The organism is Allobosea sp. CRIB-10, assembly GCF_900112185.1.
Classification (GTDB): domain Bacteria; phylum Pseudomonadota; class Alphaproteobacteria; order Rhizobiales; family Beijerinckiaceae; genus Allobosea.
On the sequence record NZ_FOKP01000018.1, the window covers coordinates 95,288 to 120,531 of the forward strand.

26 protein-coding genes are annotated in these 25,244 nt (G+C 66.4%); 18 read left to right on the forward strand and 8 right to left on the reverse strand.

Annotated features, from left to right (window positions below):
• The first annotated feature begins 343 nt into the window (after positions 1 to 343).
• From BMZ69_RS20860 to BMZ69_RS20895, 8 genes are read left to right on the forward strand one after another with little or no spacing between them, the layout of a single operon-like run.
• Positions 344 to 1,783 carry a GumC family protein gene (locus BMZ69_RS20860; protein WP_175506912.1) on the forward strand — a complete coding sequence of 480 codons (1,440 nt, stop codon included), beginning with the start codon at positions 344 to 346 and terminating at the stop codon, positions 1,781 to 1,783.
• Positions 1,780 to 3,105: an O-antigen ligase family protein gene (locus BMZ69_RS20865; RefSeq protein ID WP_092160285.1), complete on the forward strand. Its 1,326-nt coding sequence runs from the start codon at positions 1,780 to 1,782 to the stop codon at positions 3,103 to 3,105. The genes BMZ69_RS20860 and BMZ69_RS20865 overlap by 4 nt, the downstream gene beginning before the upstream one ends.
• Positions 3,098 to 3,913: a polysaccharide deacetylase family protein gene (locus BMZ69_RS20870; protein WP_092160287.1), complete on the forward strand. Its 816-nt coding sequence runs from the start codon at positions 3,098 to 3,100 to the stop codon at positions 3,911 to 3,913. Before BMZ69_RS20865 ends, BMZ69_RS20870 begins: the two co-directional genes overlap by 8 nt.
• Entirely contained in the window at positions 3,910 to 5,136 is a 1,227-nt protein-coding gene (locus BMZ69_RS20875) for a glycosyltransferase family 4 protein (RefSeq protein WP_092160289.1), read from the forward strand. The genes BMZ69_RS20870 and BMZ69_RS20875 overlap by 4 nt, the downstream gene beginning before the upstream one ends.
• Positions 5,136 to 6,350 carry a glycosyltransferase family 4 protein gene (locus tag BMZ69_RS20880; RefSeq protein WP_092160291.1) on the forward strand — a complete coding sequence of 405 codons (1,215 nt, stop codon included), beginning with the start codon at positions 5,136 to 5,138 and terminating at the stop codon, positions 6,348 to 6,350. Before BMZ69_RS20875 ends, BMZ69_RS20880 begins: the two co-directional genes overlap by 1 nt.
• Positions 6,350 to 7,255 (forward strand): class I SAM-dependent methyltransferase, encoded by a 906-nt coding sequence (locus BMZ69_RS20885; RefSeq protein ID WP_139219136.1) that lies wholly within the window; start codon positions 6,350 to 6,352, stop codon positions 7,253 to 7,255. The genes BMZ69_RS20880 and BMZ69_RS20885 overlap by 1 nt, the downstream gene beginning before the upstream one ends.
• Complete coding sequence (locus tag BMZ69_RS20890) at positions 7,252 to 8,496, forward strand: glycoside hydrolase family 5 protein (protein ID WP_092160295.1); 1,245 nt, start codon at positions 7,252 to 7,254, stop codon at positions 8,494 to 8,496. Before BMZ69_RS20885 ends, BMZ69_RS20890 begins: the two co-directional genes overlap by 4 nt.
• An 8-nt stretch (positions 8,497 to 8,504) precedes the next feature.
• Complete coding sequence (locus BMZ69_RS20895; RefSeq protein WP_175506913.1) at positions 8,505 to 9,869, forward strand: acyltransferase family protein; 1,365 nt, start codon at positions 8,505 to 8,507, stop codon at positions 9,867 to 9,869.
• A gap of 45 nt (positions 9,870 to 9,914) precedes the next feature.
• On the opposite strand, the gene BMZ69_RS20900 is transcribed toward BMZ69_RS20895, so the two are convergent.
• The 4 genes from BMZ69_RS20900 to BMZ69_RS20915 form a co-directional block, all read right to left on the reverse strand.
• Complete coding sequence (locus BMZ69_RS20900; RefSeq protein WP_092160299.1) at positions 9,915 to 11,468, reverse strand: SpoVR family protein; 1,554 nt, start codon at positions 11,466 to 11,468, stop codon at positions 9,915 to 9,917.
• A complete protein-coding gene (locus BMZ69_RS20905; protein ID WP_092160301.1) occupies positions 11,465 to 12,787 on the reverse strand; it encodes a YeaH/YhbH family protein in 1,323 nt (440 codons plus the stop codon). Before BMZ69_RS20905 ends, BMZ69_RS20900 begins: the two co-directional genes overlap by 4 nt.
• Positions 12,788 to 12,805: 18 nt before the next feature.
• On the reverse strand, positions 12,806 to 14,752 hold the full coding sequence (locus BMZ69_RS20910; RefSeq protein ID WP_092160303.1) for a PrkA family serine protein kinase: 1,947 nt from the start codon (positions 14,750 to 14,752) through the stop codon (positions 12,806 to 12,808).
• A gap of 268 nt (positions 14,753 to 15,020) precedes the next feature.
• Positions 15,021 to 15,536 (reverse strand): thioredoxin family protein, encoded by a 516-nt coding sequence (locus BMZ69_RS20915; protein ID WP_092160305.1) that lies wholly within the window; start codon positions 15,534 to 15,536, stop codon positions 15,021 to 15,023.
• A gap of 67 nt (positions 15,537 to 15,603) precedes the next feature.
• Here BMZ69_RS20915 and BMZ69_RS20920 point away from each other — a divergent pair, with 67 nt between their 5' ends.
• Genes BMZ69_RS20920 through BMZ69_RS20930 form a run of 3 tightly spaced genes read left to right on the forward strand, consistent with a single transcriptional unit; the run spans position 15,604 to position 17,487 of the window.
• Complete coding sequence (locus BMZ69_RS20920) at positions 15,604 to 16,008, forward strand: thioredoxin family protein (protein WP_092160307.1); 405 nt, start codon at positions 15,604 to 15,606, stop codon at positions 16,006 to 16,008.
• Positions 16,005 to 16,385, forward strand: coding sequence for an ArsR/SmtB family transcription factor (locus BMZ69_RS20925; protein WP_092160309.1), 381 nt, complete (start codon positions 16,005 to 16,007; stop codon positions 16,383 to 16,385). Before BMZ69_RS20920 ends, BMZ69_RS20925 begins: the two co-directional genes overlap by 4 nt.
• 28 nt (positions 16,386 to 16,413) lie before the next feature.
• The gene (locus BMZ69_RS20930) at positions 16,414 to 17,487 is read left to right on the forward strand and encodes a YeeE/YedE family protein (RefSeq protein ID WP_092160311.1); all 1,074 of its coding nucleotides are present in this window, start codon (positions 16,414 to 16,416) and stop codon (positions 17,485 to 17,487) included.
• Here BMZ69_RS20930 and BMZ69_RS20935 read toward each other — a convergent pair.
• On the reverse strand, positions 17,462 to 17,812 hold the full coding sequence (locus tag BMZ69_RS20935; protein WP_092160313.1) for an ArsR/SmtB family transcription factor: 351 nt from the start codon (positions 17,810 to 17,812) through the stop codon (positions 17,462 to 17,464). The genes BMZ69_RS20930 and BMZ69_RS20935 overlap by 26 nt on opposite strands.
• A gap of 53 nt (positions 17,813 to 17,865) precedes the next feature.
• On the opposite strand from BMZ69_RS20935, the gene BMZ69_RS20940 reads away from it, so the two are divergent.
• The 4 genes from BMZ69_RS20940 to BMZ69_RS20955 are packed head-to-tail and all read left to right on the forward strand — an operon-like array spanning position 17,866 to position 19,883.
• Positions 17,866 to 18,090, forward strand: coding sequence for a YgaP family membrane protein (locus BMZ69_RS20940; RefSeq protein ID WP_092160315.1), 225 nt, complete (start codon positions 17,866 to 17,868; stop codon positions 18,088 to 18,090).
• A gap of 1 nt (position 18,091) precedes the next feature.
• A complete protein-coding gene (locus BMZ69_RS20945; protein WP_092160317.1) occupies positions 18,092 to 18,520 on the forward strand; it encodes a YeeE/YedE family protein in 429 nt (142 codons plus the stop codon).
• Positions 18,521 to 18,528: 8 nt separating this feature from the next.
• Complete coding sequence (locus tag BMZ69_RS20950; RefSeq protein WP_092160319.1) at positions 18,529 to 18,993, forward strand: YeeE/YedE family protein; 465 nt, start codon at positions 18,529 to 18,531, stop codon at positions 18,991 to 18,993.
• A complete protein-coding gene (locus BMZ69_RS20955; protein ID WP_092160322.1) occupies positions 18,990 to 19,883 on the forward strand; it encodes an MBL fold metallo-hydrolase in 894 nt (297 codons plus the stop codon). The genes BMZ69_RS20950 and BMZ69_RS20955 overlap by 4 nt, the downstream gene beginning before the upstream one ends.
• A gap of 7 nt (positions 19,884 to 19,890) precedes the next feature.
• Here BMZ69_RS20955 and BMZ69_RS20960 read toward each other — a convergent pair whose 3' ends face one another.
• The 3 genes from BMZ69_RS20960 to soxA are packed head-to-tail and all read right to left on the reverse strand — an operon-like array spanning position 19,891 to position 22,250.
• A complete protein-coding gene (locus BMZ69_RS20960) occupies positions 19,891 to 20,778 on the reverse strand; it encodes an MBL fold metallo-hydrolase (RefSeq protein WP_092160324.1) in 888 nt (295 codons plus the stop codon).
• An 18-nt stretch (positions 20,779 to 20,796) separates the two neighbouring features.
• Positions 20,797 to 21,402, reverse strand: a complete 606-nt coding sequence (gene soxX / locus BMZ69_RS20965) for a sulfur oxidation c-type cytochrome SoxX (protein WP_244543460.1) — start codon at positions 21,400 to 21,402, stop codon at positions 20,797 to 20,799.
• Between the two features lie 14 nt (positions 21,403 to 21,416).
• Positions 21,417 to 22,250 (reverse strand): sulfur oxidation c-type cytochrome SoxA, encoded by an 834-nt coding sequence (gene soxA / locus BMZ69_RS20970; protein WP_092160328.1) that lies wholly within the window; start codon positions 22,248 to 22,250, stop codon positions 21,417 to 21,419.
• A 229-nt stretch (positions 22,251 to 22,479) separates the two neighbouring features.
• Here soxA and soxY point away from each other — a divergent pair, with 229 nt between their 5' ends.
• The 3 genes from soxY (at position 22,480) to soxB (ending at position 25,105) form a co-directional block, all read left to right on the forward strand.
• Complete coding sequence (gene soxY, locus BMZ69_RS20975; RefSeq protein WP_092160330.1) at positions 22,480 to 22,944, forward strand: thiosulfate oxidation carrier protein SoxY; 465 nt, start codon at positions 22,480 to 22,482, stop codon at positions 22,942 to 22,944.
• Positions 22,945 to 22,987: 43 nt separating this feature from the next.
• On the forward strand, positions 22,988 to 23,317 hold the full coding sequence (gene soxZ / locus BMZ69_RS20980) for a thiosulfate oxidation carrier complex protein SoxZ (protein ID WP_092160332.1): 330 nt from the start codon (positions 22,988 to 22,990) through the stop codon (positions 23,315 to 23,317).
• Between the two features lie 90 nt (positions 23,318 to 23,407).
• Positions 23,408 to 25,105: a thiosulfohydrolase SoxB gene (gene soxB / locus BMZ69_RS20985; protein ID WP_092160334.1), complete on the forward strand. Its 1,698-nt coding sequence runs from the start codon at positions 23,408 to 23,410 to the stop codon at positions 25,103 to 25,105.
• Positions 25,106 to 25,244: the final 139 nt, after the last annotated feature.

Sequence of the window (25,244 nt, forward strand, 5' to 3'; positions counted from 1 at the left end):
AGCATTCGTCCAATAACAGCTCCCTCCGGATGTCCGTTCCGTATTGGGCGAGATACGTGGCCCCGCTCGGTAAGGTTAACGTTTAATTAAATAAACTACCATAGGTTGCATAATTGCAGAAGAACGCGGCAATCTCAACCAGTAATTGCAGTCCTTGAAAGACTAGCGGATACGGGGAGAGCCATGGCCACGATTGCAACCGCCAGCCTTGCGCCGATTTTCAGCGCGTCGGGCCATGCAGCTTCGCCAGCGAAGGCGCGCATCGCCCGCCACACGCGCCTCGCCAAACCAGAACGGCCTGGCGTCTCGGGTCTCGGGCTTTCCCGCTGACGCAGGCCCCGCCATGTACCTCACGACCGACACCAGCAAGACGCGGCCCGGAGATGAGTTTTCCTATCGACGGACCGTCGAGCAGGGACCTGCGTCCGCCCGCTCGATCAATGCCGTCCAGGTCCTCGGGTGGCTGCGGCGCGGCTGGCTCTGGGTCATGATCGCCGTGCTGGTCGGCGCCGTTGCCGCCGTCGGCGCCACACGTCTCCTGACCCCGCGCTTCACAGCGACGACGGAGCTGACGATCGCGCCGTCAAACCTGCTGATCGCTCCCAACGACCTCTACGCGGCGAATATCCAGAGCGACAGCCAGATCCTGGATGTCGAAAGCAAGATGAGGATGATCACCTCGGGCAACGTCCTGCGCCGTGTCGTCGACGGGCTCGCCCTGAAGAGCGATCCCGAGTTCGCAGGTAAGCCGCCGCTGTTCGGCCTCCTGGGTATTTTCGATCAATCCCAGCCTTCCAGCAGCGGAGCCGATGTCGCCGCGGCCTTGGCCAAGCGCATCACCGTCACCCGGCAGGAACGCTCTTATGTCGTCTCCCTGTCGGTCTGGGCGAGCGAAGCGGCGCTGGCGGCCAGGCTCGCGAACGCCGTCGCAGACACCTTCCGCGAGGAGGTCGTGCGGGCCGATGCGGAGCGGGTCGGCCGTGCCGCGCAAGGGCTGACCGCCAGACTCGCCGAGATCAAAGCTGCCGCGACCGAGGCCGAGGACCGGGTCGAGGCCTTCCGCCGCGACCATGGCCTACAACAGAACACATCGCGGCAGGCGCTGAGCGCGGAAGCCCTGGAGCGGATGAGCGGCAAGCTGACCGATGCCAAGGCGCGCCTCGCCGAGGCGGAGGCACGCTATGCCGAGGTCTCGCGGGCCGTGTCGCAGCATGGTGCGCAAGGCGGCGGCGTCCAGTCACAGACCCTGGCCGGGTTGCTCGCCGACGAGGCGGCCCTGCGCCGGCAGGTCGCCGTGCTCTCCAAGACCCTGGGGCCACGCCATCCCTCGCTGACGAGCGTGCTGACCGAGGCCGATGCCCTGGCCAAGGCGATCAGATCCGAGACCGAGCGTCTGCGGCGCACCGCCCGGATCGAGGTCGATCAGGCCAGGAAGGCGCTGGATGCGCTGACCGGCGAGACACGCCTGCTGCGCGGCAGCGTTTCGATCGACGACCAGGCCCAGGTGAAGCTGCGCGAGCTCGAGCGCGAGGCCAGCGCCAAGACCGCGCTCTACCAGACCTTCCTGACCCGGGCGGGCGAGGCCGCCCAGCGGCAGCAGATCGACGCGACGGATGTCCGCGTGATCACCGCCGCCGCCCCCCCCTCACGCCCGACCTGGCCGCCACGCCCGATCGTCGCGGCCGCGGTGGGCATGCTTCTGGGCCTGCTGCTGTCGGCGAGCGCACTCCTGGCTCTCGGCTATCTCGGCGAATTCCGGTCCGGCGGGAGCACAGCCCCATGACCCAGACGAATGATAGGCGCGAGACCGCGACCGCGGGCACCTTGGGCGCCCTGCTCTTCACGGCGACATTGCTGTTCTACCTGGTCACGCTGACTCCTTTCATCGACCTGTCGGCGGCCGGCACGAGCGACGCGGCGACGGCCAAGTCGAACACGATCAATCAGTTGATCTATCTTTGCCTGACCGCGGCCCTGTGGCTGACCGTCTTCAACTCGCCCGGGCGCCATCTGGTGGCGCGCCCGCGCGGCCTCCTGATCGTATTGCTGTTCTGGTTCGCGGTCGTCTCGGCGTTTTCGGCACAGCCCGATCTGGCCCTGAAGCGCGTCTTCCTGGCGATGCTCACCATCATCAACGGCAGCATCCTTCTGCTGCTGCCACGTTCGGAACGCCAGTTTGCCGGCATGCTGACGCTCTGCTGCCTCGGCGCGCTCGGGGTCGCCTATGTCGGCGTGGTGCTGATGCCCGAGCTCGCCATCCACCAGGCCAGCGAGGTCCGCGAACCGATGAATGCCGGGCTCTGGCGCGGCCATTTCGCCCACAAGAACGTCGCGGCCGCGGCCATGGTGATCATCAGCTTCGCCGGGCTCTATTTGTTCGGCACCGGCCGCCGGCTCCTCGGCGGGGCGATCGTGCTGCTGGCGGTCGTGTTCCTCACCCGCACCGGCGGAAAATCCGCCGCCATGGCCCTGCCCGGCATTCTCGCCATCGCCTGGGTTTTCGAGCGCTGGCGCACCATGCGCACTCCGATGGTCGTCATCGGAATTGCCGCGGTCAACATGCTGACGATCGGCTGCTCGGTGTCGCCCGCCATGCGCGGCCTGGTCGCCCAGCTCGGCATCGATCCGAGCTTCACCAACCGCACCGACATCTGGAAGATCGGCGCCGGCGCCGCCCTGGACAATCCGCTGACCGGCTACGGCTTCCAGCTCTTCTGGCAGACCGACGCGATGGTCCACAAGGGCGGGGCCGCAGCGAGCTGGGCGTTCGCCGCCTTCAACGGCCACAACGCCTATCTCGACATGGCGATCACCACGGGCCTTCCCGGCCTCGCCTTGACGCTGATCCTGCTGGTCTGGCTGCCGCTGCGCGACATTGGTCGGGCCGAGGCCACCACGAACGACCCCGCCCTGACGCGCTTCTTCGTGCGGATCTGGCTCTACGGGGTCCTGGTCGCCTGCGTCGAGAGCCTGTTCTTCCAGTCGGGCAGCCTGATCTGGTTCATGCTGGTCGTCGCGATCTTCGGCCTGCACCTCCAGGCGAACGCACACGAGATCAAAGAGCCGGCTCATCATCGCCGCAGCATCGAGCCGGCCCATGTCTAGCGCAGCCACGTTTCCGCCGTCACCCAAACGCCTGTCTCGTCTGCCGGCCCTGATCGACCGCTTCGCCGGGCGCCTGGAGAACCGGCTGCTCCGGGTCGCGCCATGGCAAGTCATGCAGGTTCCGACAGACGAACCGATCGTCTCCTTCAGCTTCGACGACGTGCCTGCTTCCGCCCTCGACGTCGGCGCGACGATCCTCGAAGCGGACGGCGTGCGTGGCACCTTCTACATTTCCGGTGGGCTGCAGGGGCGCATCGAGCCTGGCCGCACCCTGATCGACCAGACCGGCTGCAGGGCGCTCGCGGCACGTGGTCATGAGATCGGCTGCCACAGCCATGCCCATCGCGACCTGCGACATGTCGACGGCGATGCCCTGGTCGAGGACCTCGCCCGCAACGCCCGTTACCTCGACGCGATCGATCCAAAGCCGGGCCGGCGCAATTTCGCCTATCCCTACAATAGTGGCTCCTTCGGCAAGCGAGCCATCCTCGCGAACACCTTCCGCAGCTGCCGCGCCGGGGGCGAAGGGATCAATCGCGGCCCGACCGACCCGACCTTCCTGCGCGCGGTCGAGATCCGCCAGCCACAGCAGCATGTATTGGGGCTGGCCCGCTGGATCGATGCGCTGGTCGCCGATCCCGGCTGGCTGATCTTCTTTACGCACGACATCTCGCCGCGGCCCACGCCCCATGGCTGCACGGCTGCCGGCTTCCGGCTGCTGGTCGGCTACGCGCTTGCGCGCGGCTGCCGGGTCCTGACCGTCGACGCGGCGCTCGACCGCATGGGATTGCGGGAGCAGGCGAAATGACACGCGCCCGGCGGCTCCTGGCCATCAACAACTACTTCTATCGACGCGGCGGCGCAGAGAGCGTCTTCCTCGACCATATCGAGCTGTTCGCCGCGGCCGGTTGGGAGGTCGTGCCCTTTGCGATGCGGCATCCCGCCAACCTGCCGAGCCCCTGGTCCGACTATTTCGTTTCCGAAATCGAATATGGCGGGGCCGGCGGACCGCTCACCAAGGCCAAGCAGGCCGCCAAGATCATCTTCTCGCTGGAGGCCCGCCGAAACATCCGCGCCCTGATCGGGCGGGCGCCGCCGACGATCGCGCATGCCCACAACGTCTATCATCACATCTCGCCGTCGATCTTCGGCGCCCTCAAGGCGCAGGGCGTGCCGCTGGTGATGACGGCACATGATCTGAAGATCGCCTGCCCGGCCTACAAGATGCTGAGCCAGGGCCGCGTCTGCGAGCGCTGCCAGGGCGGGCGCATCCACAACGTCTTGCTCCATCGCTGCGTCAAGGAATCGGCGCTGGTGAGCGGGCTCGTCCTCCTGGAGACCCTGGTCCATCGCAGTTTCGGCCTCTATCGCGACACGATCGACCGTTTGGTCGCCCCGAGCCGCTTCTATCGCGACAAGCTGATCGAATGGGGCTGGGATGCGGGGCGCATCGCCTACATCCCCAACTGCATCGATGCGGACGCGTATTCGCCGGCACGCGATGAAGGCGACTATATCGTCTATGCTGGCCGGCTCGCGCCCGAGAAGGGGCTGACGACGCTGGTGCGCGCCGCGGCCCTGTCACGCCAGCGGCTGGTGCTGGCCGGCAGCGGCCCCGAAGAGTCCGCCCTACGCAAGCTCGCACAGGAACAGGGCGCCGAGGTCGCCTTCACCGGCCATCTCGACAAGCCGGAACTGAAACGGCTGATCGGCGAGGCGCGCGCGCTGGTCCTCCCCTCCGAATGGTACGAGAACGCGCCGATCAGCGTCCTCGAAGCCTATGCGCTCGGGCGCCCGGTCATCGGCACGCGGATCGGCGGCATTCCCGAACTGGTCGCCGACGGGCAGACGGGCCGCCTGGTCGAGCCGGGCAATGCCGTGATGCTGGCCGATGCGCTCGCCGCCCTTGCTGATCTCACTCCCGCCGCCCGCGCCGCCTTGGGCGCCGCCGGTCGCGACTGGGTGCTCCGGGAGTTCTCGCCCGCCGGATACCGCGACCGCACCATGGCTCTCTACGAGGCGCTCGGCTGATGTACACCCTGATCCCACCAAGCAGCGCCACTCCGCCTGAGCGAACCGTGATCTTCGTCGGCCTGCGCGGCATTCCGGAGATCCAGGGCGGGGTCGAAACCCATGTCGCGGCGATCTCCGCGCGCCTGGCCGAGCGGGGCTGGCGCGTCGAGGTTCTCGGCCGGGCCCCGTATCTACCCTCGCAACGGCCCTATACCTGGAAGGGCGTCACGATCACGCCGGTCTGGACGCCGCGCTCGCGCAGCTTCGAGGCGCTGGCGCATACGGCGCTCGGCCTGATCGTCGCGGCCGGGCGCAACCCGGACCTCGTCCATATCCATGCGATCGGGCCGGCCCTACTCACGCCGTTCGCGCGCCTGCTCGGCCTGCATGTCGTGGTGACGCATCACGGCTTCGACTATGAGCGCCAGAAATGGGGGCGCCTCGCCAAGTCTGTGCTGCGGACCGGCGAAGCCATGGGCATGCTGTTCTCCCATGCCAATATCGGCGTGTCGAAGGGGATCGTCGACAGCGTCCGCCGCAGATTCAGCGTCGGCGCGACCTTCATCCCGAACGGCGTCGAGAACCCGTTCCCGCAGCAGGACACCTCCTATCTCGACCGGATCGCGGTCGTGCCGCACCGCTATGTCCTCAGCGTCGGCAGGATCGTCGAGGAGAAGCGGCATCTCGACCTGATCCGCGCTTTCGCGCGCCTCGGCGATCCCGGCCTCAAGCTCGTCATCGCCGGCACGGCCGACCATGCCGGGCGCTACCAGCGCGAGGTCGAAGCGGCGGCCGCGGCGACGCCCGGCGTGGTGATGGCGGGCTTCCAGCGCGGCGAGGCCCTGTCCCAGCTCTACCGGCACGCCGCTCTCTTCGTTCTTCCTTCGAGCCATGAGGGCATGCCGATGGTGCTGCTCGAAGCCCTCAGCTACGGGGCGCCCTGCCTGGCGAGCGACATCGATGCCAACCTCGCGCTCGATCTCGGCGGAGACAGCTACTTTCCGTTGGGCGACATCGCTGCGCTCGCCGAGGCTCTGCGCGCGAAACTCGCCGCTCCCAACCCGACCGAAGGCGCCGAGCGCGCCGCCCGGGTCCTCGATTCCTTCGGCTGGGGCGCGATCGTCGATCGCACAATGGAGGTCTACGAGAGCGCGCTTCTGGGCTGGAAGGCCAGCAGCCCGCGCCGCGGCAGGGCAGGCCTCGGGACACGGGTCGAATTCGGGGGGCGTTGATGACACCCACACTGCGCAATCTAGAAATGACGATCCTCGGCCTCGGCTTCCTCGGCCTTGCCTGTGGCAAGAGCAAGCTCAACGGCTACACCACGCCGAACCGCGTGGCGAAATCGGACGAGGAGGGAAAGATCGACTATCTCCTCGACATCTTCGCCTCGCTGCGCCGCTTCCTGCCGCCGAAATTCGACCTGCGCGGCCGCGACGTGCTGGAGCTGAGCCCCGGCGCCTCGCGCGGCAACGGTGTGCTCTTCCTCGGGCTCGGGGCACGCTCCTATCACGCCATCGATGCGTTCGACCTCGCGGGCGACGAAGCGCCCGCCTTCTACGACAAGCTGCTCCACCGCTTTGCCGAAGGCCGCGCGGCCGATCGGGAGCGCGCCGGGTCCATCGCGCGTAGCGCCGGCGCACGCGAATTCGGCTATGCAGTCGGGCGTGACTTCGACATCCCGCGCCTAGCGCAGGGACGCAGCTTCGACCTGATCGTCAGCTGCGCCGCCTTCGAGCACTACGACAATCCGGCAGCGGCGATCGCCGGCCTGACGCAGGTCGCACGGCCGGGCTGCCGAACCGTCCACATCGTCGATTTGCAGACGCATTCGCGCTGGATCCGCGAGCACGACCCGAACAACATCTATCGCTATCCCGAGGCCATCTACCGGCTCTTCCGCTTTCCCGGCCAGCCGAACCGGCAGCGCCCTGCCGACTATGTCCGGAGCTTTTCGGCCGAGGGCTGGAGCGATGTCTGCTTCATGCCGTCGCGCTTGATTGCTCCCCCGCTTCGCGAGGCCTCGCTGCGCGGCCTTGCCGCGCCCTTCACGGGGCGGGGCGACATGCTCGTTCTCGATGGCGCGCTGACGGCGCGCTATCCCGGACCGGGCGGCGATCGGGGGATTGCGTCATGACGAGCCGCCGCTCCGTCCTCGGCGGCCTTACCGGCATTGCTGCGCTTGCCGCGTTCCCGGGCATGCAAGCCACAAGAGCAGCCAGCGACGGCATCCCGCTGTTCCGCCGCGGCATCGGCGTCTCGCATGCGCTGGGCTGGGCCGAGATCGAGGCCGACGGCCCCTATCGGGCCGCGCCGTTCTCAGGCCCGCGTTTCCGTTTCGACCTGGCGCAGCGGCAGGCGATCCGGGCGGCCGGCTTCGACTTCGTGCGCCTGGCCGTTGACCCCGGTCCCTTCCTGGCCTTTACCGGAGCCGCGCGCGATCAGCTCGACGCTCTCCTGATCGGCACAGTCCGTGGCCTCGTCGAGGCCGATCTCGGCGTGATCGTTGATCTCCATCCGAGCGCGATGAATCCGGCTTATCGGCCTGCGGCGCTGACTGCAGGCGTCGAGACGCCGAACTTTCAGGCTGTACTTGGCCTGCTGCGGCGCGTTGCCCATCTTCTGGAACAATCGGGGCAAGGCAGGGCGGTGACGGGCGCGCCGAGGCTTGCACTCGAACTCATGAATGAGCCGGAACTGTCGCAATCGGCCTGGCAATCCATGCTCGAAGCCGCCTATCGGGCGGCGCGCAGCGGCTCGGCGACGTTGACGCTGGTCTTGGGTGGCGGCGCGATGAACGCGGCGGCGGCGCTAACCCAGATCGACATGCGCCCGTTCGTCGGCGATCATCGTCTGATCTACACCTATCACGACTATTCGCCCTGGCAGTTCACCCATCAGGGCGTGCGCGGCAATCCGGCGTATGCGCTGGACGCGATCACTTATCCGGCGCCGCAATCGGTCGACGCGATGATCGCAGCGACCCAGCGGCGTATCGAAAGCCTCGGCCTGGACGGCACAGCCCTGAAGCAGGCGCGACGGGCGAAGCGGACGCTGACGCACTATGCCGGCTTTGATCGATCGGCCCTCGAACGGACGTTTCGACAGGTAAGCGCCTGGCGCGTAGCGCAACGCCTGCCAGCCCAGGCCATCCTGCTCGGCGAGTTTGGTATCCATCGGACGCCTTATCTGGACACGCCCGAGGGTGCGGCTGCACGCGAGACCTGGCTGCGCGACATGCGCGAGCTCGCCGAGGCGTACGGCTTCGCCTGGGCCTGCTGGACCTATGCCGGGACGGGCGGCTTCGCGCTCGCCGAGAACGAGAGCGGTCCGGGCTTCGACGCTTCGACCCGTCGCGCGCTGGGGCTGCTGCGATGAGCCCCGACGTGCCGCGACAGCGTTACGCCCATCTGGACGCCTTGCGGGCGATCGCGGCGCTCGCCGTGATGGTCGAGCACATGGTCGGCGACCTGCTCAGGCAGGCTCCCGCCGCGACAGGTGCGATGAGGATGTTAGCCGGATCGGTCATCGAGAATCTTAGCCTCGGGCGGTTCGGCGTGGCGCTGTTCTTCCTGATCAGCGGTTTCGTCGTGCCATTTAGCATCTCTGGTGAGCGGCCGCTCAGGCATTTCGCGATCTCGCGCTTGTTCCGGCTTTATCCCGCATTCTGGCTGGCGTTGGCGGCGCTGACGATGACAGCCTGGCTCGATGCGGATACGCCGCGAACAGCGACGGTGCTGGCCAATCTGACCATGGCGCCGCCGCTCTTCGGCCGGCCGTGGCTCTCGCCGATCCACTGGACCTTGTTCGTCGAACTGCTGTTCTACGTCCTCGTCGCACTGCTGTTTTTCGCAAGGGTGCTGAGACATGTCGGCATCCTGCTCGGCCTGAGCCTGGCCCTGATCGCCGCGACGGTCCTGCCGGTGCAACTGCATGTGCACGGCATCGCCAGCCTGCCGGCTCAGTATCTCGGCATGCATCTGTCCTTCCTGTTTCTCGGCCTGTTGCTGCGGCTCTGGCTGATCGAGCAGAGGCAAAGGAGCGGGTTCGCGGCGTCGATCCTCATTCTCACGCAAATCGCCGGCCTTCTCCTGGTCACGCGCTTTTCGCTGGCGCGAGGGGACAATTTCGTCATGGAGGGGCTGAAGCCTGTCCTGAGCGCTTACATGCTCGCCATCGCGGTGTTCCTCGCCGCGATCGGGCTGGAGTGGCCGCGCTCGCGCCTGCTCGCGCGGATCGGTCTGATCAGCTATTCGATGTATCTATTCCACGGGACGGTGAACGGGCTCGTCTATCGCATCCTGCCCTTGACCGGACAGTTCAGCGACATCGGCACGATGCTGCTTTGCGTCAGCCTGACCTTGCTGCTGTCCTGGCTCGTCTACCTCACAGTCGAGCGCCCGATGATCAGACTCGGCCGCTGGATATCGTCACGGCACAACCCTCTCCCCGCCCGGCCTTCTCAGTTCGCGGATGCGGTCCACGCCCGATCGCAAAGCCCGCTCGCTCCCCGTGATGCCGACATCCAGGGCTCGGCGATCCATCGGCCGTCGGCTTGCCGCGCCGTCGCGCCTGACGACGGATGCTCGCCGACGAGAGAAGCCGAGCCGGCCTTGTACGATATCGCACCGGCCAGCCATGCCAGCGACAAGCTCGTCGGCACGATCCTCGGCACCGCCATCGCCGCCGTCGCGCTGAGCTGGTTCGCGCTGCTCGGCTATGTCGGCTGGAAGATCGCCGAGTCGTTGTGATCGCACGGATTGCCCGGCAAGTGGCGAACCGGAGCGATCCGGCGACTATTCCGTCAGTCCGCTGCTGGAGCGTTCATAGATCGTGCTCCCCGTCTGCGCATCGACGCCTTGCAGGCTCACCTCGTAGCCCCAGAGCCGCTGGACATGGCGCAGGGTCGCGTCGCAGCTGCCGCTGTCCAGCACGATGCCGTCGCGGACCTTGTGCTGCAGGCGCAAGTGCCGCTGTCCGAGCAGATCGACATCGACGACCTGGATGTCGGTATGGTTGGCGCCGATGTCGTATCTCTGCGCCAAAGTGGAGCGGATGCGCTCGTAGCCGCGCTCGTTGTGGATCGAGGCGACGCTGTAGAACGACTCGTTCGCCGCGTCGGAGAGTACGAACAGTCGCCATTTCCGGATCAGGGCGGGGCTCAGATACTGGCGAATGAACGACTCGTCGCGGTGATTGGCCCAGGCGTCGAGCAGGACCGTGCGCCAGTCGCCGCTCCCGGCGATCTCGGGAAACCAGTCGCGATCCTCCGCGGTCGGCTCGGTGACGATGCGGCGGATGTCCTGCATCATGTCGAGGCCGAGGGCATAAGGGTTGATGCCGGAAAAGCGGGGGTCGTCGAAGCCGGGCTGGAAGACGACGTTCGAATGGCTGCGCAGAATTTCCAGCATCGCGCCTTCGCCGATCCGACCGCGGTCGAACAGCGCGTTCATCACCGTGTAGTGCACGAAGGTGGCGCAGCCCTCGTTCATCACCTGCGTCTGTCGCTGCGGATAGAAATACTGCGCGATCACCCGCACGATCCTGAGGATTTCGCGCTGCCAGGGCTCGAGGATCAGGCTGGTCTTCTCGAGGAAATAGAGCAGGTTCTCCTCGGGCAGATTGAGCGCCTTCTTGCGCTCGGCGATCAGGTCCGCATTTTCCGCCGCCGCCTTGGCGCCATCAGCCTGGCGCGGGAGCGTGCGCCAGAGGTCGTTATAGGAGCGCTCTTCATATTCCAGACGCTCACGCAAGCCTTCGCGCTGCTTCTCGGAGGAGAGCCGGGGCGGGCGGCGATAGCGGAAGACGCCCTGGTCCATCAGCGCATGGGCAGCGTCGAGAACGGCCTCCACCGCCGCAACGCCGTGTTTTTCCTCGCAGCGGCTGATGTAGCTCTTGGCGAAATCGAGATAGCCCAGAATCGCGTCGGCATCGGTCCATTGCCGGAACAAATAGTTGTTCTTGAAGAAATGGTTGTGCCCGAGGGCCGCATGCGCCGTCACCAGGGCCTGCAGGGCCATGGTGTTCTCTTCCATCAGATAGACGATGCAGGGATCTGAGTTGATGACGATCTCATAGGCGAGGCCGCGACCGCCCTTGCGATAGAGCAGTTCGTGATGGAGGAAATGCTTGCCGAACGACCAGTGGCGATACATCAGCGGCATGCCGATCGAGGAATAGGCATCAAGCATCTGTTCGGAGGAGATGACCTCCATCTGCACCGGGTAGATATCGAGCCCGAGCTCCTCCTTCGCGACCGCCTCGATGACGTCGTAGGCATGCGACAGGGTCGCGAAATTCCAGTCCGAGCCGGAGAACAGCAGGCCGGGTCTGGACGCCGCCCTCGTCATCGCCGTCTCCCAAGGCTGCGCTGCTGCGCCGGCTGGCGGGTGAAGAGCTGCCGGAAGACCGGGTAGATGTCGGCGGCCCTGGCGATGCGGCTCATGTCGAAATTCGGCCAGCGTTCCTTGACCGCGAGATAGGAGCGCCAGAGCGAGGTGCCGTTGTCGGTGGAGCCAAAGATCTCGCTCTCGCGCTCGTCGATGATCTCGACATAGGCGAAATACTGGCACAGGCGCATGATCTCGCTATCCAGCATGCCGAGGCAGCGCTCGGAGTCGCTGGCGAGATTGTCGCCGTCCGAAGCCTGCGCGGCGTAGATGTTCCACTCCCGGCTGGGGTAGCGCTTGGCGATGATGCTCTGCATCTCCTCCAGCGCGGTGGAGACGACAGTGCCGCCGCTCTGCGTGCTGTAGAAGAACGTCTCCTCGTCGACCTCCTGCGCCGTGTGGGTGTGGCGGATGAAGACGATGTCGGTGCGGTCGTAGCGCCGCTTCAGGAACAGGTGCAGCAGAACGAAGAAGCGCTTCGCCAGATCCTTCTCGCGCTCCCCCATCGAGCCCGAGACGTCCATCAGGCAGAACATCACCGCTTTCGCGTTCGGCAGGGGCTGCGCATCGAAGCGGTTGAAGCGGATATCGACCGGGTCGACGAAGGCGATCACCTTTCGCCGGCGCTCCAGCCGTTCGAGCTCGGCGCGCAAGGCGGCCGCCCTGGCACGAGCGGGTTCCGTCCCCTCGGCCTCGATCCTCGCCAGCTCAGCGAGGATGGCCTCGACCTCTGCGCGCTTGGGTCGCTGGAGGGCTATGCGACGGCCGAGACTGTTGCGCATGGTGCGCGCGACGCTGATGTTGGTCGGCGATCCGCTCGCCGAGAAGCCGGCCCGCCGCGACTTGAAGGCGAGTATCTCCTTGAGGTTGAGCTTGACCATGTCGGGCAGCTCGAGATCCTCGAAGAACAGGTCGAGCACCTCCTCGCGCGAGAGCACGAAGCGGAAATCGTCCTCGGACTCTTTCAGGCCGGGCGACGATCCCGCGCCGCCGCCCCCCTGGCCCGGCTTGGGCATCTTGTCGCCCGGCGAGAAATGCTTGTTTCCGGGCAGGACGTGCTGGCGCCGGCCGCTGTCCCTGGCGTCGCGGAAGCTCGGCTCGCTCGTGCCTTTGGCCGGCAGCGAAACGGAATGCTCCCCGTCCGCGTCGGCGATCTTGCCGGCGCGGATCTGCTCCTGGACGCTGCGCTTCAGCTCCGCGCGGACGCGATGCAGGAAGCGCTGGCGATTGCCCAGGCTCTTGTCCTTGGGATTCAGCCGGCGGTCGATGAAGATCGGCATGGCACGCTCCGATCGTGGTCAGCCCGCCTTGTTGACGCGCATGTACCAGTCCACCAGGCGCCGGACCTGGCGCTCTGTATAGCCGCGCTCGACCATGCGCTGCACGAAGCCGTGATGGCGCTTCTCGGTCACGCTGTCCTGCTTGGAGCCGAAGCTGATCACCGGGAGAAGGTCCTCGACCTGGCCGAACATCCGCTTCTCGATCACCTCGCGCAGCTTCTCATAGCTGGTCCAGGACGGGTTGCGGCCGTTGTTCCTGGCCCTGGCGCGCAAGGTGAACTTCACGACCTCGTTGCGGAAGTCCTTGGGATTGGCGATCCCCGCCGGCTTCTCGATCTGCGACAATTCGTTGTCGAGGACCTGCCGGTTGAGGAGCTGGCCGGTGTCGGGATCCTTGTAGTCCTGATCCTCGACCCAGGCGTCGGCATAGGCGATGTAGCGGTCGAACAGGTTCTGGCCATACTCGCCATAGGATTCGAGATAAGCCTTCTGGATTTCGTGCCCGATGAACTCGGCATAGCGCGTGGCGAGTTCCGACTTGATGAAATCGAGATAGGCCGCTTCCGTTTCCTTCGGGAACTGCTCGCGCTTGATCGCCCCTTCGAGGATGTACATCAGGTGCACCGGGTCGGCGGCCAGTTCCTCGGTGTCGTAGTTGAAGGTCTGCGACAGGATCTTGAAGGCAAAGCGCGTGCTGACCCCGGTCATGCCCTCGTCGACGCCGGCGGCGTCGCGGTACTCCTGGATCGCCTTGGCCTTGGGCTCCAGCTCCTTGAGGTTCTCGCCGTCATAGACGCGCATCTTGGTGTAGAGCGGCGAATTCTCGAACTCGGCGAGCCGGGTCGAGACCGAGAAGCGGCTGAGGATGTCGAGCACCTCCGGCGCGCAAGGGCTGCCTGCCAATTCGCTCTCGCGCAGCAGCTTCTCGTAGATCTGCCGCTCTTCGGTGACGCGCAGGCAATAGGGCACCTTGACCACCAGGATGCGGTCGAGGAACGCCTCGTTGTTCTTGTTGTTCTTGAACTGAAGCCACTCGGACTCGTTCGAGTGGGCCAGGATGATGCCCTGGTAAGGGAATGCGCCGAAATTCTCGGTGCCGTTGTAGCTGCCTTCCTGGGTGGCGGTCAGCAGCGGATGCAGCACCTTGATCGGCGCCTTGAACATCTCGACGAATTCGAGCAGGCCCTGCGTCGTCCGGTTGAGGCCGCCGCTATAGGAATAGGCGTCCGGGTCCGACTGGCTGAAGTTCTCGAGCTGGCGGATGTCGACCTTGCCGACCAGCGTCGAAACGTCCTGATTGTTCTCGTCGCCCGGCTCGGTCTTGGCGATGCCGACCTGCCGCAGGCGCGAGGGGGTCAGCTTGACGACGCTGAACTTGGCGATGTCGCCCGAGAGCTCGTCGAGCCGCTTGGCCGCCCAGGGCGAGATCAGCCCGGTCAGGCGCCGCCGCGCAATGCCGTATTTCTCCTCGAAGAGATCACCCATCCTGTCCGGACGGAACAGGCCGAGCGGCGATTCGAAGACGGGGCTGATCTGGCCGCCGACCTTGAGCGTGTAGAACGGACGCTCCTCCATCAATTTCTTGAGTCGCTCGGCCAGTGACGATTTGCCGCCACCGACGGGCCCGAGCAGATAGAGGATCTGCTTGCGCTCCTCCAGGCCCTGCGAAGCATAGCGGAAATAGCCAGCGATTCGCTCGACCGTATCCTCCATGCCGAAGAAATCGGCAAAGGAAGGATAGATCTTGATAGTCCTGTTCGCGAAAATCCGACCGAGGCGCTCGTCCCGGCTGGTATCGAACAATTTTGGTGTACCGATCGCATCGACCATCCGCTCCGCAGCGGAGGCGTACATCGACTTGTCTTCTCGACAAGCCAGCAGATACTCCTGAAGGCTCATCTCTTCCTGTGAGTAGCTTCGATAATCTTCAGAAAATAGACGAAATACCTCGCTGTCCCGTTCCATCGTGGTAGCCCTCCAGCGCCGGCCGGCCTTGCCGACAGTGCCCCTGAAGAATCAACTGCCGGCAAGCTCCCAGGTTCCGGCCAGATAGGGGCCCTTTGATGGCTGCCAGCGCCGGCTTCAGCACCTTTTTGAAGCGGCGCGCATCGCCCGGGTTGTCGGCTCGTCAGGACAAGGCCGGCCCGCGCACATGTCTCGATCGCGCAAGGGGCCACGGGTCGCCAGCGGCGCAAACCCGCCGGCCCAGCTCCACAACCGCGGGAACCATCCCTTACACGCCGTTCCTGACGGCGCGGAATTGGGCGATAAAGGCCTGCGGCTCGGGTAGCGAGGCCATCCGCGCGACCTCGCGCTCCTTCGGCGGCTTCGCCGCCAGCCCGGCGGCGCTGGTCGGGAAGAACTGGATCGCCGGCGTCCCCTCGATGCCGTAACGCTTCGCCAGCGCCTTCTCGGTCAGCTTGCCGCCGCCGAAATCGGTGACCTCGCGCGCGCCGAGGATGTTGAGATGGAGCACCGCGAAATTGTCGCGGATATAGGATTCGATCGCCGGGTCGGCGAGATGGACCTCGTGCATGCGGCGGCAGGCCGGGCAATTGCGCAGGCCCCAGAGGATGACGAAGCGCTTGCCGCTCTGGCTCGCATTGGTCAGATCCTCGGCGAGATCGAGGAAGCTTTCGAGATACCAGTCTTCCTGGTAGAGCCCGTCCTCGCCGAGCTTCGCCTTGGCCAAAGCCGGCGCCGACATCGCCACCACCGTGCTCGCCAGCAGGCCGCGTCGTGTGATCATGGCGTCGCCTCCGCAGGAGCCCGTGTCGGCTCTAGTATAAACATATGAATACGACTATGTTCCGCGGATGATTGCAAGCGGCAGATATCGCGCGGGGCTGGCGGCAGCGTTCACGTTGCCGCTATTGCTGTCCTTGCCTGCCGTCGCCGCCGAGCTCGTGATGTACACGCGCAATGGCTGTCCGTTCTGCGTCCGCTTCGAGCGCGAGATCGCGCCGGTCTATGCCAGGACGCCGGAAGGCAAGGCGGCGCCGCTGCGGCGGATCAATCTGCCCGCCGGTGGCGTGCGGGGCGAGGGCCTGCGCGAGCCGGTGATCGCGACGCCGACCTTCGTGCTGGTGGACAAGGGCGAAGAAATCGGCCGCATCACCGGCTATCTCAACGACGACATGTTCTGGGGTTTGCTCGGGCGGCTGGTTGCTGTCATTGAGTCACCCGACCAGGTTCAACGATCAGGCACACGGACCCAATGACCGCGATCGTCTCGAAAGCGCTCGAAACCGAACTGCGCGACGGCGCCGAGTTCTCGCCCGAGCTCGACCAGCTGATGCGCAAGGCCCGCAAGGCCAGCGATTTCCTCAAAGCCCTCTCGCATGAGAACCGGCTGCTGCTGCTCTGCCTGCTGGCCGAGCGCGAGCGCACGGTGACCGAGCTCGAGAACCTGCTCTCGCTGCGCCAGCCCATGGTCTCGCAGCAGCTCGCGCGCCTGCGCCTCGACCAGCTCGTCACCACCCGCCGCGACGGCAAGGCGATCTATTACAGCCTCGCCAGCGACGATGTCCGGCGCGTCATCGCCGTGATCTACGACATCTTCTGCAATCCGCCCGGACCCGAAGCCGGACAATCGTGAGCAACCACCGCCCGCCTCGGCGCCTGCCATGATCGAGCTGCCGGCCTGGGGGGCCGCGCTGGCGGGCGTCGCTGTGGGCGCGGCCTGCGGCTTCACCGTCCGTCGGGCGCGGCTGTGTTCCTTCGGCGCGGTCGAAGATGCCTGGATGGGCGGCGACACAAGGCGCCTCAGGATCTTCGGCCTTGCGCTGGCGATCGCGCTGGTCGGCACGCAGGTGCTGATCGGGCTCCATCTGCTCGACCCCGCCAATTCCACCTATGTGCAGCCGGCTTTGCCCTGGCTGTCGATCCTCGTCGGCAGCACCTTGTTCGGCCTCGGCATGGCGCTGGTCGGCACCTGCGGCTTCGGCTCGCTGATCCGGCTCGGTTCCGGCGACCTGCGCAGCCTTATCGTGATGATGGTGTTCGGCGCGGTCGCCTATGCGACGCTGCGCGGCATGCTCGCGCCGATCCGGATCGAGGTGCTGGAGAAGGTCTATTGGCCGCTGCCCGGCGGCCTGAAGGGCGATCTCGCCGGCATCCTGACCTATCTCGGCGCCCCTGCCGCACGCATCCTGATCACCGCTGCCGGCGCACTCGCCCTGATTGCGATCGTCGCCGTCGATCCGCGCTTGCGCCGTTCGCCGCGGCTGCTGCTGGCCGGCGCGACGCTCGGCCTTGCCGTCATCGCCGGCTGGTGGGTGACCGGTATTGCGGTCGATGCCTTCGACACCGTGCCGCGGGCGCAGAGCCTGACCTTCGTCTCCCCGGTCGGCCGGGCGCTCTATGCCGTGCTGAGCGTGCCCTCCGCCCTGCTCGAATTCGGCATCGGCACGCTCGCGGGCGTCACGCTAGGCTCGTTCCTCTCGGCGCTCTACGATCGCGAATTCCGCTGGGAAGCCTTCGACGACGACCGCGAGATGCGCCGCCATCTCCTCGGCGCCGTGCTGATGGGCGGCGGCGGCGTGCTCGCCGGCGGCTGCACGATCGGTCAGGGCATCTCGGCCGGCTCGATGCTGGCGCTGTCCTGGCCGCTGGCGATCGCCGGGATGATGGTCGGCGCACGGATCGGCATCGCCTTCCTGGTCGAAGGCTCGCTCAGGGGTCTCTGGCAGCGCGGCTGACGGCCTGCGCCGGCGCGCAATAGAGCGCGTGTAATGTTTCCAGCACCGCCTTCGCCTCGTCGCTCGCTAGCGAGAAGACGACCGCGACGCCGCGGCGCTGGGCGGCGATCAACCCGAGCCTGCGCAGCTGTGCCAGATGCGAGGCGACACCCCCCGGGCTGAGACCGGTGACCCCGGCGAGTTCGGCGGCGCCGGCCTCGCCCTGTACCAGCCTGCAGAGGATGGCGAGCCGACGCGGGCTCGCCATGGCGGCGAGAAGCGCGGCCGCTTCTTCGATCGGCGGGCTGGCGGATGCTTCGGCGTGGAACAGAATGTCAATTGACATATATCTTTTTCTATATATATGATATTTATAATTCAATAACGCAGGAGTTGGCCATGGTCAATGTCGGTTCTCTCGATCGGGCGCTTCGTTTTATTTTCGGCGCAGCGCTTTTCGCCGCCGCCTTCCTGCCGCCGCTCGCCGGCTGGGTCGCGCCGCTCGGCGCCTGGAAATACGCGCTCACGGCTTGGGGCGCGGTCATGCTGCTCACGGCCACGTTTCGCGTCTGCCCGGCCTACACCCTGCTCGGCATCCGGACCTGCCCGGCGGAGCGGCGCTGAGATGATCGAAACGGCGTTCACGCCCATCGCGTCGCTCGCCGGCGGCGCCCTGATCGGCTTGGCGGCGGTGCTGCTGATGCTGTTCCAGGGCCGGATCGCCGGGATCAGCGGCATCGTCTCCCGCCTGTTGCCGCCGGAGGCGGATGGAGAGACGGCAGGCCGGCTGGCCTTCGTCGCCGGCCTCGTGCTCGCCCCGCTCGTCGCCTATGCTGCTGGATCGGCGTGGCCGGTTCCGCAGATCGCGGCGACGATCCCGGTGCTCGTCGTCGCCGGCCTGCTGGTCGGCTTCGGCTCGGTCTGGGGCAACGGTTGCACCTCCGGCCATGGCATTTGCGGCCTGTCGCGCCTGTCGCTGCGCTCGCTGGTCGCCGTCGCGACCTTCATGGCGAGTGCGATCGCGACCGTCTTCGTCGTCCGGTACCTACTCTGAGGCCGTCCATGTCGATCCTCGTGCAATTCGTGATCGGCCTGGTCTTTGGCCTTGGCCTGATCCTCGCCGGCATGGCGAACCCGGCGAAGGTGCTGAACTTCCTAGACCTCGCCGCCATCCCGGCCGGGCGCTGGGACGCCAGCCTGATCTTCGTCATGGCCGGCGGCGTCGCCGTAGCCATGCTCGGCTACCGGCTCGCCTTTCTGCGCGAACGTCCGCTGCTGGCGGAGCGCTTTTCCCTGCCGGGCGCCAGCCGGCCCGATGCCAGGCTCGTCACCGGCGCTGCACTGTTTGGCATCGGCTGGGGGCTCGCCGGTTTCTGCCCCGGCCCGGCGCTGGTCGCTGCCCTGACCGGCGGCCTGCCGGCGCTGGTCTTCCTCGCGGCGATGCTCGCCGGCATGGCGCTCGCCCGCCGGCTCGCCGCAGCGACCGTCGTTTCCATGCCACCAGTCGAGTTCAGGAGAGAGCCATGAGCGCGATCCCGCATCCGGTCGACCTGTCGGCCAAGCCCGAGGTCACCGCCTTCTTCGACGCGCAGACGAACACGGTCAGCTACGTCGTCAAGGACCCCGGCTCGAAAGCCTGCGCCATCGTCGATTCGGTAATGGACATCGACTACGCCGCCGGCCGCATCGCCTATGCCTCCGCCGACAAGATCATCGCTTACGTCCGTGAACACGAGCTCGCGGTCGAATGGCTGATCGAAACCCATGTCCACGCCGATCACCTGTCCGCCGCGCCGTATATCCAGGGCAAGCTCGGCGGCAAGATCGGCATCGGCGAGCGCATCACGGTCGTGCAGGAGACCTTCGGCAAGGTTTTCAACGAAGGCACCGAGTTCCAGCGCGACGGCAGCCAGTTCGACCGCCTGTTCGCCGATGGCGACAGCTATTTGATCGGCGGCCTGAAGGCCTTCGCCATGCATACGCCGGGCCATACCCCGGCCTGCATGACTCATGTGGTCGGCGACGCCGCCTTTGTCGGCGACACGCTGTTCATGCCGGATGGTGGCTCGGCCCGGGCCGACTTTCCGGGCGGCGATGCACGCACGCTCTACCGCTCGATCCAGCGGGTGCTGGCGCTGCCGCCGCAGACCCGCCTGTTCATGTGCCATGATTATGGCCCGAACGGCCGTGAGATCCGCTGGGAGACGACGGTCGCCGAGCAGCACGAGCATAACATCCATGTCCGCGACGGCATCGGCGAGGACGCGTTCGTCGCGATGCGCGAGGCGCGCGATGCAACGCTCGCCATGCCCAGGCTGATCATCCCCTCGCTGCAGGTGAACATGAAGGCCGGCGAACTGCCGCAGCCGGACGAGAGCGGCAAGCGCTTCCTGAAGGTCCCGCTGAACACGCTGTGAGACGTCGCTATCCCGCGACGAAGCGGTAGGCCGTGCCCTGCCGCTCAACGCGGCCGACGGCGCCGGGCAGGTGGTAGCCGATGATCTGCCCCTTCTCTTGGGCAAGCCGGTCGAGCAGCTTGCGCCGCGTCGCGACAGCAAGGTCCGCGTCATGGTCGGAGGCCGGACGCCAGTCCGGCCGCGCGAATGAGATCAGCGGATGCGTCAGCGCATCGCCGAGCACCATGACCGGCCCGCCGGCCGTCTTGAACGCGAAGGAGACATGGCCCGGCGTGTGGCCGGGCGTCGCAACAGCCTCGATCCCCGGCAGCCATTCGCGGCCGGGTTCGACCCGTTCGAGCTTGTCGCCGAGCTCCTTAGCGATGCGTTGCGCACCGGCCGCGAAGGCATGCCGATCCTCGGGCAGGCCGGCATAGACCTTCGGGTCACTCCAGAAGCCGATCTCGGGCGACGCCACCAGCCAGCGCGCATTGGGAAAGAGCGGGCTGTCGAACTCGTCGAGCGCACCCCAGAAATGATCGGGATGGAGATGGGTGAACAGCACATGCGTCACCGCATCGGGCTCGATCCCCGCAGTCTTCAGGCTCTCGGCGAGCTTGCCCGAGCCCGCCAGGAAGTTCGCGCCCGAGCCGCAATCGAACAGGACGACGTCCTTGCCGCGCTTCAGGCAGGTGACGTTGAGCACCGAGCGCGTCGGCCCGGTCTGCTTCGCCTCGGCCGCAAGCTCCGCCGGCGCGACGTCGCGCGCCAGCATCGACAAGGGCAATTCGAAGCTGCCGTCGCTGAGGACGGTCAGCATCTCCTCGCCGGAGCCGAGCGTCGCCACGACCTGCGCCAGGGCCGGTGAGGCCAGGGCACAGGCGCCGGCGGAGACGAACAGGCGACGCGTCAGCATGGTCTGCTCCGGCAAGGCCTACTTGTTCACCGGCGATTCCGGATCGAACAGATAGGCCATCACGTCCTTGATCTGCTGCTCGTCCAGCACCTTGTTGACGCCGAAGCGCGGCATGTTCGAGCAGGGCACCACCGCCATCGAATTGTAGATCTTGGTGTAGGCGTCCTTGATCGTCTCGGGATCGTATTTGCGGTCCTTGCCATAGGCCGCGAGGCTCGGGCCGAGTGTGCCGTAGCTGACCTCCTTCGGGTCAAGCTGGTGGCAGGCGAAGCAGTTGCCGCCTGAAACCGTGCCGGCCGGGTCGGAGAACTGGCCGCCGCGGCCGTTGTTGGCGACCTGATAGCCCTTCTTCCAGTCGCCGAGGAACTTGCCGTCGGCGGGATAGACCACGCGGGCGCTCTCGCGCTTCAGCATCGCCTCCGATTCCGCCGAGGAGGGATTGTTGCGGGTCGTGTTGCAGACCGCCAGCGAGTCGTCCGGCTTGATCCTGGCCTGCCATTCGGCCGAGGCCTTGCCGAAGGTCGACTTGATATAGGCGTCGATGACGGTCTGGGCCGGGCGCTCCTGGGCGCTGGCGGCACCTGCCACGAGAAGCGCTGCCGCGAAGGGAATGAGTGTCCTGATCATGACGTTTCCCCTCAGCGCTTGATCGACGGAACTTTGATCTCGCCGCCTTCGGCCTGCTTCTGCAGGAAGACGGTGAGCGCGGTCAGGGCCTCAGAGCCGTATTCCGGCACCGGCCAGCGCTGCTGGCGATAGCAGTCCCAGAGACGGTGCTGCATCGTCCGGAGCGCGCTCTGCGAGACCCGGTAGGTTGGCCAGGAGCCCATCGTCTCCTGCGCGGTCTTGCCCTTGACCGAGAGGTTGGGCAGGCCCTGCAGGCGGATGCGCTTGCCTTCCTCGGCATGGCAGGTGGCGCAGGAGAAATCGTTGACGCCGCCGCGGGTGTAGAACAGGGCCTCGCCGACCGCCGCCATCTCCTTTTCCTTGGGATGGGAGAGCTGTGGCTGGATCTTCATCTCGCTCGACTTGTTGGCGATGAAGGCGACGAGGTCCTCCATATCGGACGCCCGGGCCGGCCCGGAGAAACGCCGCAGCACCACGTCCTTGGTATCGAGCCCCTGCAGCTTGTCCATGCACCAGAGCAGGCGCTGCTCGGTGTCCATCACCTTGTCGGCGTCGGCGAAATAGCGCGGCAGCTTGGCGAAGGCGCCTTCGAGCTTGCCTGGCCCCTCGCCGAGATCGCAGCCTTCAAGCGACACGCCCTTGGTGCCGCGCTTCCCGGCCCACAGCACCTCGCCGCGATCGACCGCGAGGAAGCCCGGATTCGAGAACGGGTCCGAGAGCATCTGACGATAGCGCTCGATCTCCTTCTCGCTCTCGTCCTGTGGCGGCGACTGCGCGGTCAGCGGTCCGGCCGCCATGATCATGACGGCTGCCAATGCAGCCGCTCCGAGGATCGGAAGCTTCATCCCTCGCCCTTTCGTTTCCCGGAGCCCGTTCCGATCGCTTGCAATGCAAGCGGCCGGCAAAACGGTCTCCATCTTTTCTGCTGGACCGCTTATACTGCGATCTCGTCGCCGGCCCTCTCGGGGGCTTTACATTCACAAAAAACAATATCACGATACGTGCAAATGATTGGCGACCCGACGCGGCGCCGTCAAGCGTTAAAACGAGACGAATTCCAGGGAGGAGCCCCGCATGCAGATCCAACCGCCGACGCTGTCGCGCCGCGATGCGGTGAAGGCCGCCGCTTGGGCCCTTGCCGCCGCCGCGATCGCGCCGAAGCTCGCTTTCGCCGACGAGAAGGCGGTCGCCGCCGAGATCAAGAAGCTCTATGGCGACAAGCCGATGGCCTCGGGCAAGATCAAGCTCGACGTGCCCGAGATCGCCGAAAACGGCCTGGTCGTGCCGATCAATGTCGAGATCGAGAGCCCGATGACCGAGGCCGACTACGTCAAGGCCGTGCACGTCTTCGCCGAGGGCAACCCGCAGCCGGGCGTCGTCAGCTACCAGTTCACTCCGGCCTGCGGAAAGGCCGCGGCCGCGACGCGCATGCGCCTCGCCCAGACACAGGACATCATCTGCGTCGCCGAGATGTCGAACGGCGCGCTGCACACGGCCAAGGCCAATATCAAGGTCACGATCGGCGGCTGCGGCGGCTGACGCCCGGCATCGTCATCGAACAGAACAAGGCGAGGAAACACCCATGACCACCAAGCCCACGCCCCGCGTGCGCGTTCCGGCCAAGGCCGCCGCCGGCGAAATGATCGAGATCAAGACGCTAATCTCGCACGAAATGGAATCCGGCCAGCGCAAGGACGCCAAGGGCGAGACCATTCCGCGCCAGATCATCAACAAGTTCTCGGCGAGCTTCAACGGCAAGCCGGTGTTCTCGGCCGACTGGTTCCCGGCGATCTCGGCCAACCCCTACCAATCCTTCTTCTTCAAGGCGACCGAATCGGGCGAGTTCACCTTCACCTGGAAGGACGACAACGGCTCCGAATACACCGCCAAGAACAAGCTGACGGTCGGCTGAGCTTTTAGGCATCGTATCGCCGCCGGTTTCGGCGGCGCCTCCGTTTTGGATTCCCTGGATCGCGATGTGCGCGCATCCAAAGGATGGGTCATGATCTCGAGACGAGACTTCCTGCAGGCGACGGCGGTCGCCGCGGCTCTGACGGCCGGTTCCGGCCTCGGCCCGCTCGGGCGCGCTGCCGCGCAGCAGAAGCTGTCGCAGGCCGATATCCTGCGCTTCGAGCCGCAGGGCCAGGTCACCATCCTGCATGTGGCCGATATCCACGCCCAGCTGATGCCGCTGCAGTTCCGCGAGCCGGCGGTCAATCTCGGCGTCGGCGAGGTCAAGGGCCTGCCGCCGCATCTGACCGACGCCGCCTTCCGCGAGCATTTCAAGATCGCGGCGGGCTCGGCCGACGCCTTCGCGCTGACCTCGGACGATTTCGTCGCGCTCGCCCGCAACTATGGCCGGATGGGCGGGCTCGAGCGGATCGCGACGCTGGTCAAGGCTGTCAGGGCCGAGCGCGGCGACGACAAGGTGCTGCTGCTCGACGGCGGCGACACCTGGCAGGGCAGCTGGAGCGCGCTCCAGACCAAGGGCCAGGACATGGTCGAGGTGATGTCGGCGCTGAAGCTCGACGCGATGACCTCGCATTGGGAGTTCACGCTCGGTGCCGAGCGCGTCAAGGAGATCGTCGAAGCCGCACCCTTCGCCTTCCTCGCCCAGAACATCCGCGACAAGGAATGGAACGAGCCGGTCTTCCCGCCCCGAAAGGTCTTCGAGAAGGGCGGCGTCAAGGTCGCGGTGATCGGCCAGGCGCTGCCGCGCACCGCCGTCGCCAATCCGCGCTGGATGTTCCCGGACTGGGAATTCGGCATCCGCGAGGAGGAAATCCAGAAGCAGGTCGAGGAAGCTCGCGCGGAAGGCGCGGCGATCGTCGTGCTGCTCTCGCATGACGGCTTCGATGTCGACCGCAAGCTGGCGAGCCGGGTCAAGGGCATCGACGTCATCCTGACCGCCCATACCCATGACGCCATGCCGGGCCTGATCCGGGTCGGGCAGACCGCGCTCGTCGCCTCCGGCTCGCACGGCAAGTTCGTCTCGCGCCTCGATATCGCGGTGAAGGACGGCAAGGTCGCCGATATCCGCTTCAAGCTGATGCCGGTCTTCGCCGAAGCGATCGCGCCCGATCAGGAGATGGCGACGCTGGTGACCAAGCTGCGCGCACCTTATGCCGCCGAGCTCGCCAAGGAGATCGGTCGCACGGAGTCGCTGCTCTACCGGCGCGGCAATTTCAACGGCAGCTTCGACGACCTGATCTGCGACGCCATGCTCTCGCAGCGCGACGCCGAGATCGCGCTCTCGCCCGGCTTCCGCTGGGGCGGCTCGCTGCTGCCGGGCGAGGCGATCACCTGGGAGGCGATCACGAACGCGACCGCGATCACTTATCCCAACTGCTACCGGATGGAGATGACCGGCGCGCAGCTCAAGGAGATACTCGAGGACGTCGCCGACAACATCTTCCACCCCGACCCCTATTTCCAGGGCGGCGGCGACATGGTCCGGATCGGCGGCATGGGCTACGCCATCGATGTCGGCAAGCCGATGGGCAGCCGCATCTCCGGCCTCACCCACCTCAAATCCGGCAAACCGATCGACGCCTCCCGCAAATACGTCGTCGCCGGCTGGGCCAGCGTCAACGAGGGCACGCAGGGGCCGCCGATCTGGGACGTGGTGCGCGATCACGTCGCCGCGGCCAAGACCATCACCATCAAGCCGAACGACGCCGTGAAGGTGAGCGGGGCATGAGCGCCTCCGTCACAGCGCGCTCGCTTGCAGGCCGGGCTCGTCCCCTTCCCCCCGCTTGCGGTGGGGAAGGGTTAGGGATGGGGGGCCGGAAAGCAGGGCTCGGGACTTCTTCCCGCTCGCACCAAGCGGCACGGCCCCC

Excerpts from the sequence above, each read along its gene's own strand:
- BMZ69_RS20860 (WP_175506912.1), top strand. The coding sequence starts at position 344 with ATGTACCTCACGACCGACACCAGCAAGACGCGGCCCGGAGATGAGTTT.
- BMZ69_RS20865 (WP_092160285.1), top strand. The coding sequence starts at position 1,780 with ATGACCCAGACGAATGATAGGCGCGAGACCGCGACCGCGGGCACCTTG.
- BMZ69_RS20870 (WP_092160287.1), top strand. The coding sequence starts at position 3,098 with ATGTCTAGCGCAGCCACGTTTCCGCCGTCACCCAAACGCCTGTCTCGT.
- BMZ69_RS20875 (WP_092160289.1), top strand. The coding sequence starts at position 3,910 with ATGACACGCGCCCGGCGGCTCCTGGCCATCAACAACTACTTCTATCGA.
- BMZ69_RS20880 (WP_092160291.1), top strand. The coding sequence starts at position 5,136 with ATGTACACCCTGATCCCACCAAGCAGCGCCACTCCGCCTGAGCGAACC.
- BMZ69_RS20885 (WP_139219136.1), top strand. The coding sequence starts at position 6,350 with ATGACACCCACACTGCGCAATCTAGAAATGACGATCCTCGGCCTCGGC.
- BMZ69_RS20890 (WP_092160295.1), top strand. The coding sequence starts at position 7,252 with ATGACGAGCCGCCGCTCCGTCCTCGGCGGCCTTACCGGCATTGCTGCG.
- BMZ69_RS20900 (WP_092160299.1), bottom strand. The coding sequence starts at position 11,468 with ATGACGAGGGCGGCGTCCAGACCCGGCCTGCTGTTCTCCGGCTCGGAC.
- BMZ69_RS20905 (WP_092160301.1), bottom strand. The coding sequence starts at position 12,787 with ATGCCGATCTTCATCGACCGCCGGCTGAATCCCAAGGACAAGAGCCTG.
- BMZ69_RS20910 (WP_092160303.1), bottom strand. The coding sequence starts at position 14,752 with ATGGAACGGGACAGCGAGGTATTTCGTCTATTTTCTGAAGATTATCGA.
- BMZ69_RS20915 (WP_092160305.1), bottom strand. The coding sequence starts at position 15,536 with ATGATCACACGACGCGGCCTGCTGGCGAGCACGGTGGTGGCGATGTCG.
- BMZ69_RS20920 (WP_092160307.1), top strand. The coding sequence starts at position 15,604 with ATGATTGCAAGCGGCAGATATCGCGCGGGGCTGGCGGCAGCGTTCACG.
- BMZ69_RS20925 (WP_092160309.1), top strand. The coding sequence starts at position 16,005 with ATGACCGCGATCGTCTCGAAAGCGCTCGAAACCGAACTGCGCGACGGC.
- BMZ69_RS20930 (WP_092160311.1), top strand. The coding sequence starts at position 16,414 with ATGATCGAGCTGCCGGCCTGGGGGGCCGCGCTGGCGGGCGTCGCTGTG.
- BMZ69_RS20935 (WP_092160313.1), bottom strand. The coding sequence starts at position 17,812 with ATGTCAATTGACATTCTGTTCCACGCCGAAGCATCCGCCAGCCCGCCG.
- BMZ69_RS20940 (WP_092160315.1), top strand. The coding sequence starts at position 17,866 with ATGGTCAATGTCGGTTCTCTCGATCGGGCGCTTCGTTTTATTTTCGGC.
- BMZ69_RS20945 (WP_092160317.1), top strand. The coding sequence starts at position 18,092 with ATGATCGAAACGGCGTTCACGCCCATCGCGTCGCTCGCCGGCGGCGCC.
- BMZ69_RS20950 (WP_092160319.1), top strand. The coding sequence starts at position 18,529 with ATGTCGATCCTCGTGCAATTCGTGATCGGCCTGGTCTTTGGCCTTGGC.
- BMZ69_RS20955 (WP_092160322.1), top strand. The coding sequence starts at position 18,990 with ATGAGCGCGATCCCGCATCCGGTCGACCTGTCGGCCAAGCCCGAGGTC.
- BMZ69_RS20960 (WP_092160324.1), bottom strand. The coding sequence starts at position 20,778 with ATGCTGACGCGTCGCCTGTTCGTCTCCGCCGGCGCCTGTGCCCTGGCC.
- soxA (WP_092160328.1), bottom strand. The coding sequence starts at position 22,250 with ATGAAGCTTCCGATCCTCGGAGCGGCTGCATTGGCAGCCGTCATGATC.
- soxY (WP_092160330.1), top strand. The coding sequence starts at position 22,480 with ATGCAGATCCAACCGCCGACGCTGTCGCGCCGCGATGCGGTGAAGGCC.
- soxZ (WP_092160332.1), top strand. The coding sequence starts at position 22,988 with ATGACCACCAAGCCCACGCCCCGCGTGCGCGTTCCGGCCAAGGCCGCC.
- soxB (WP_092160334.1), top strand. The coding sequence starts at position 23,408 with ATGATCTCGAGACGAGACTTCCTGCAGGCGACGGCGGTCGCCGCGGCT.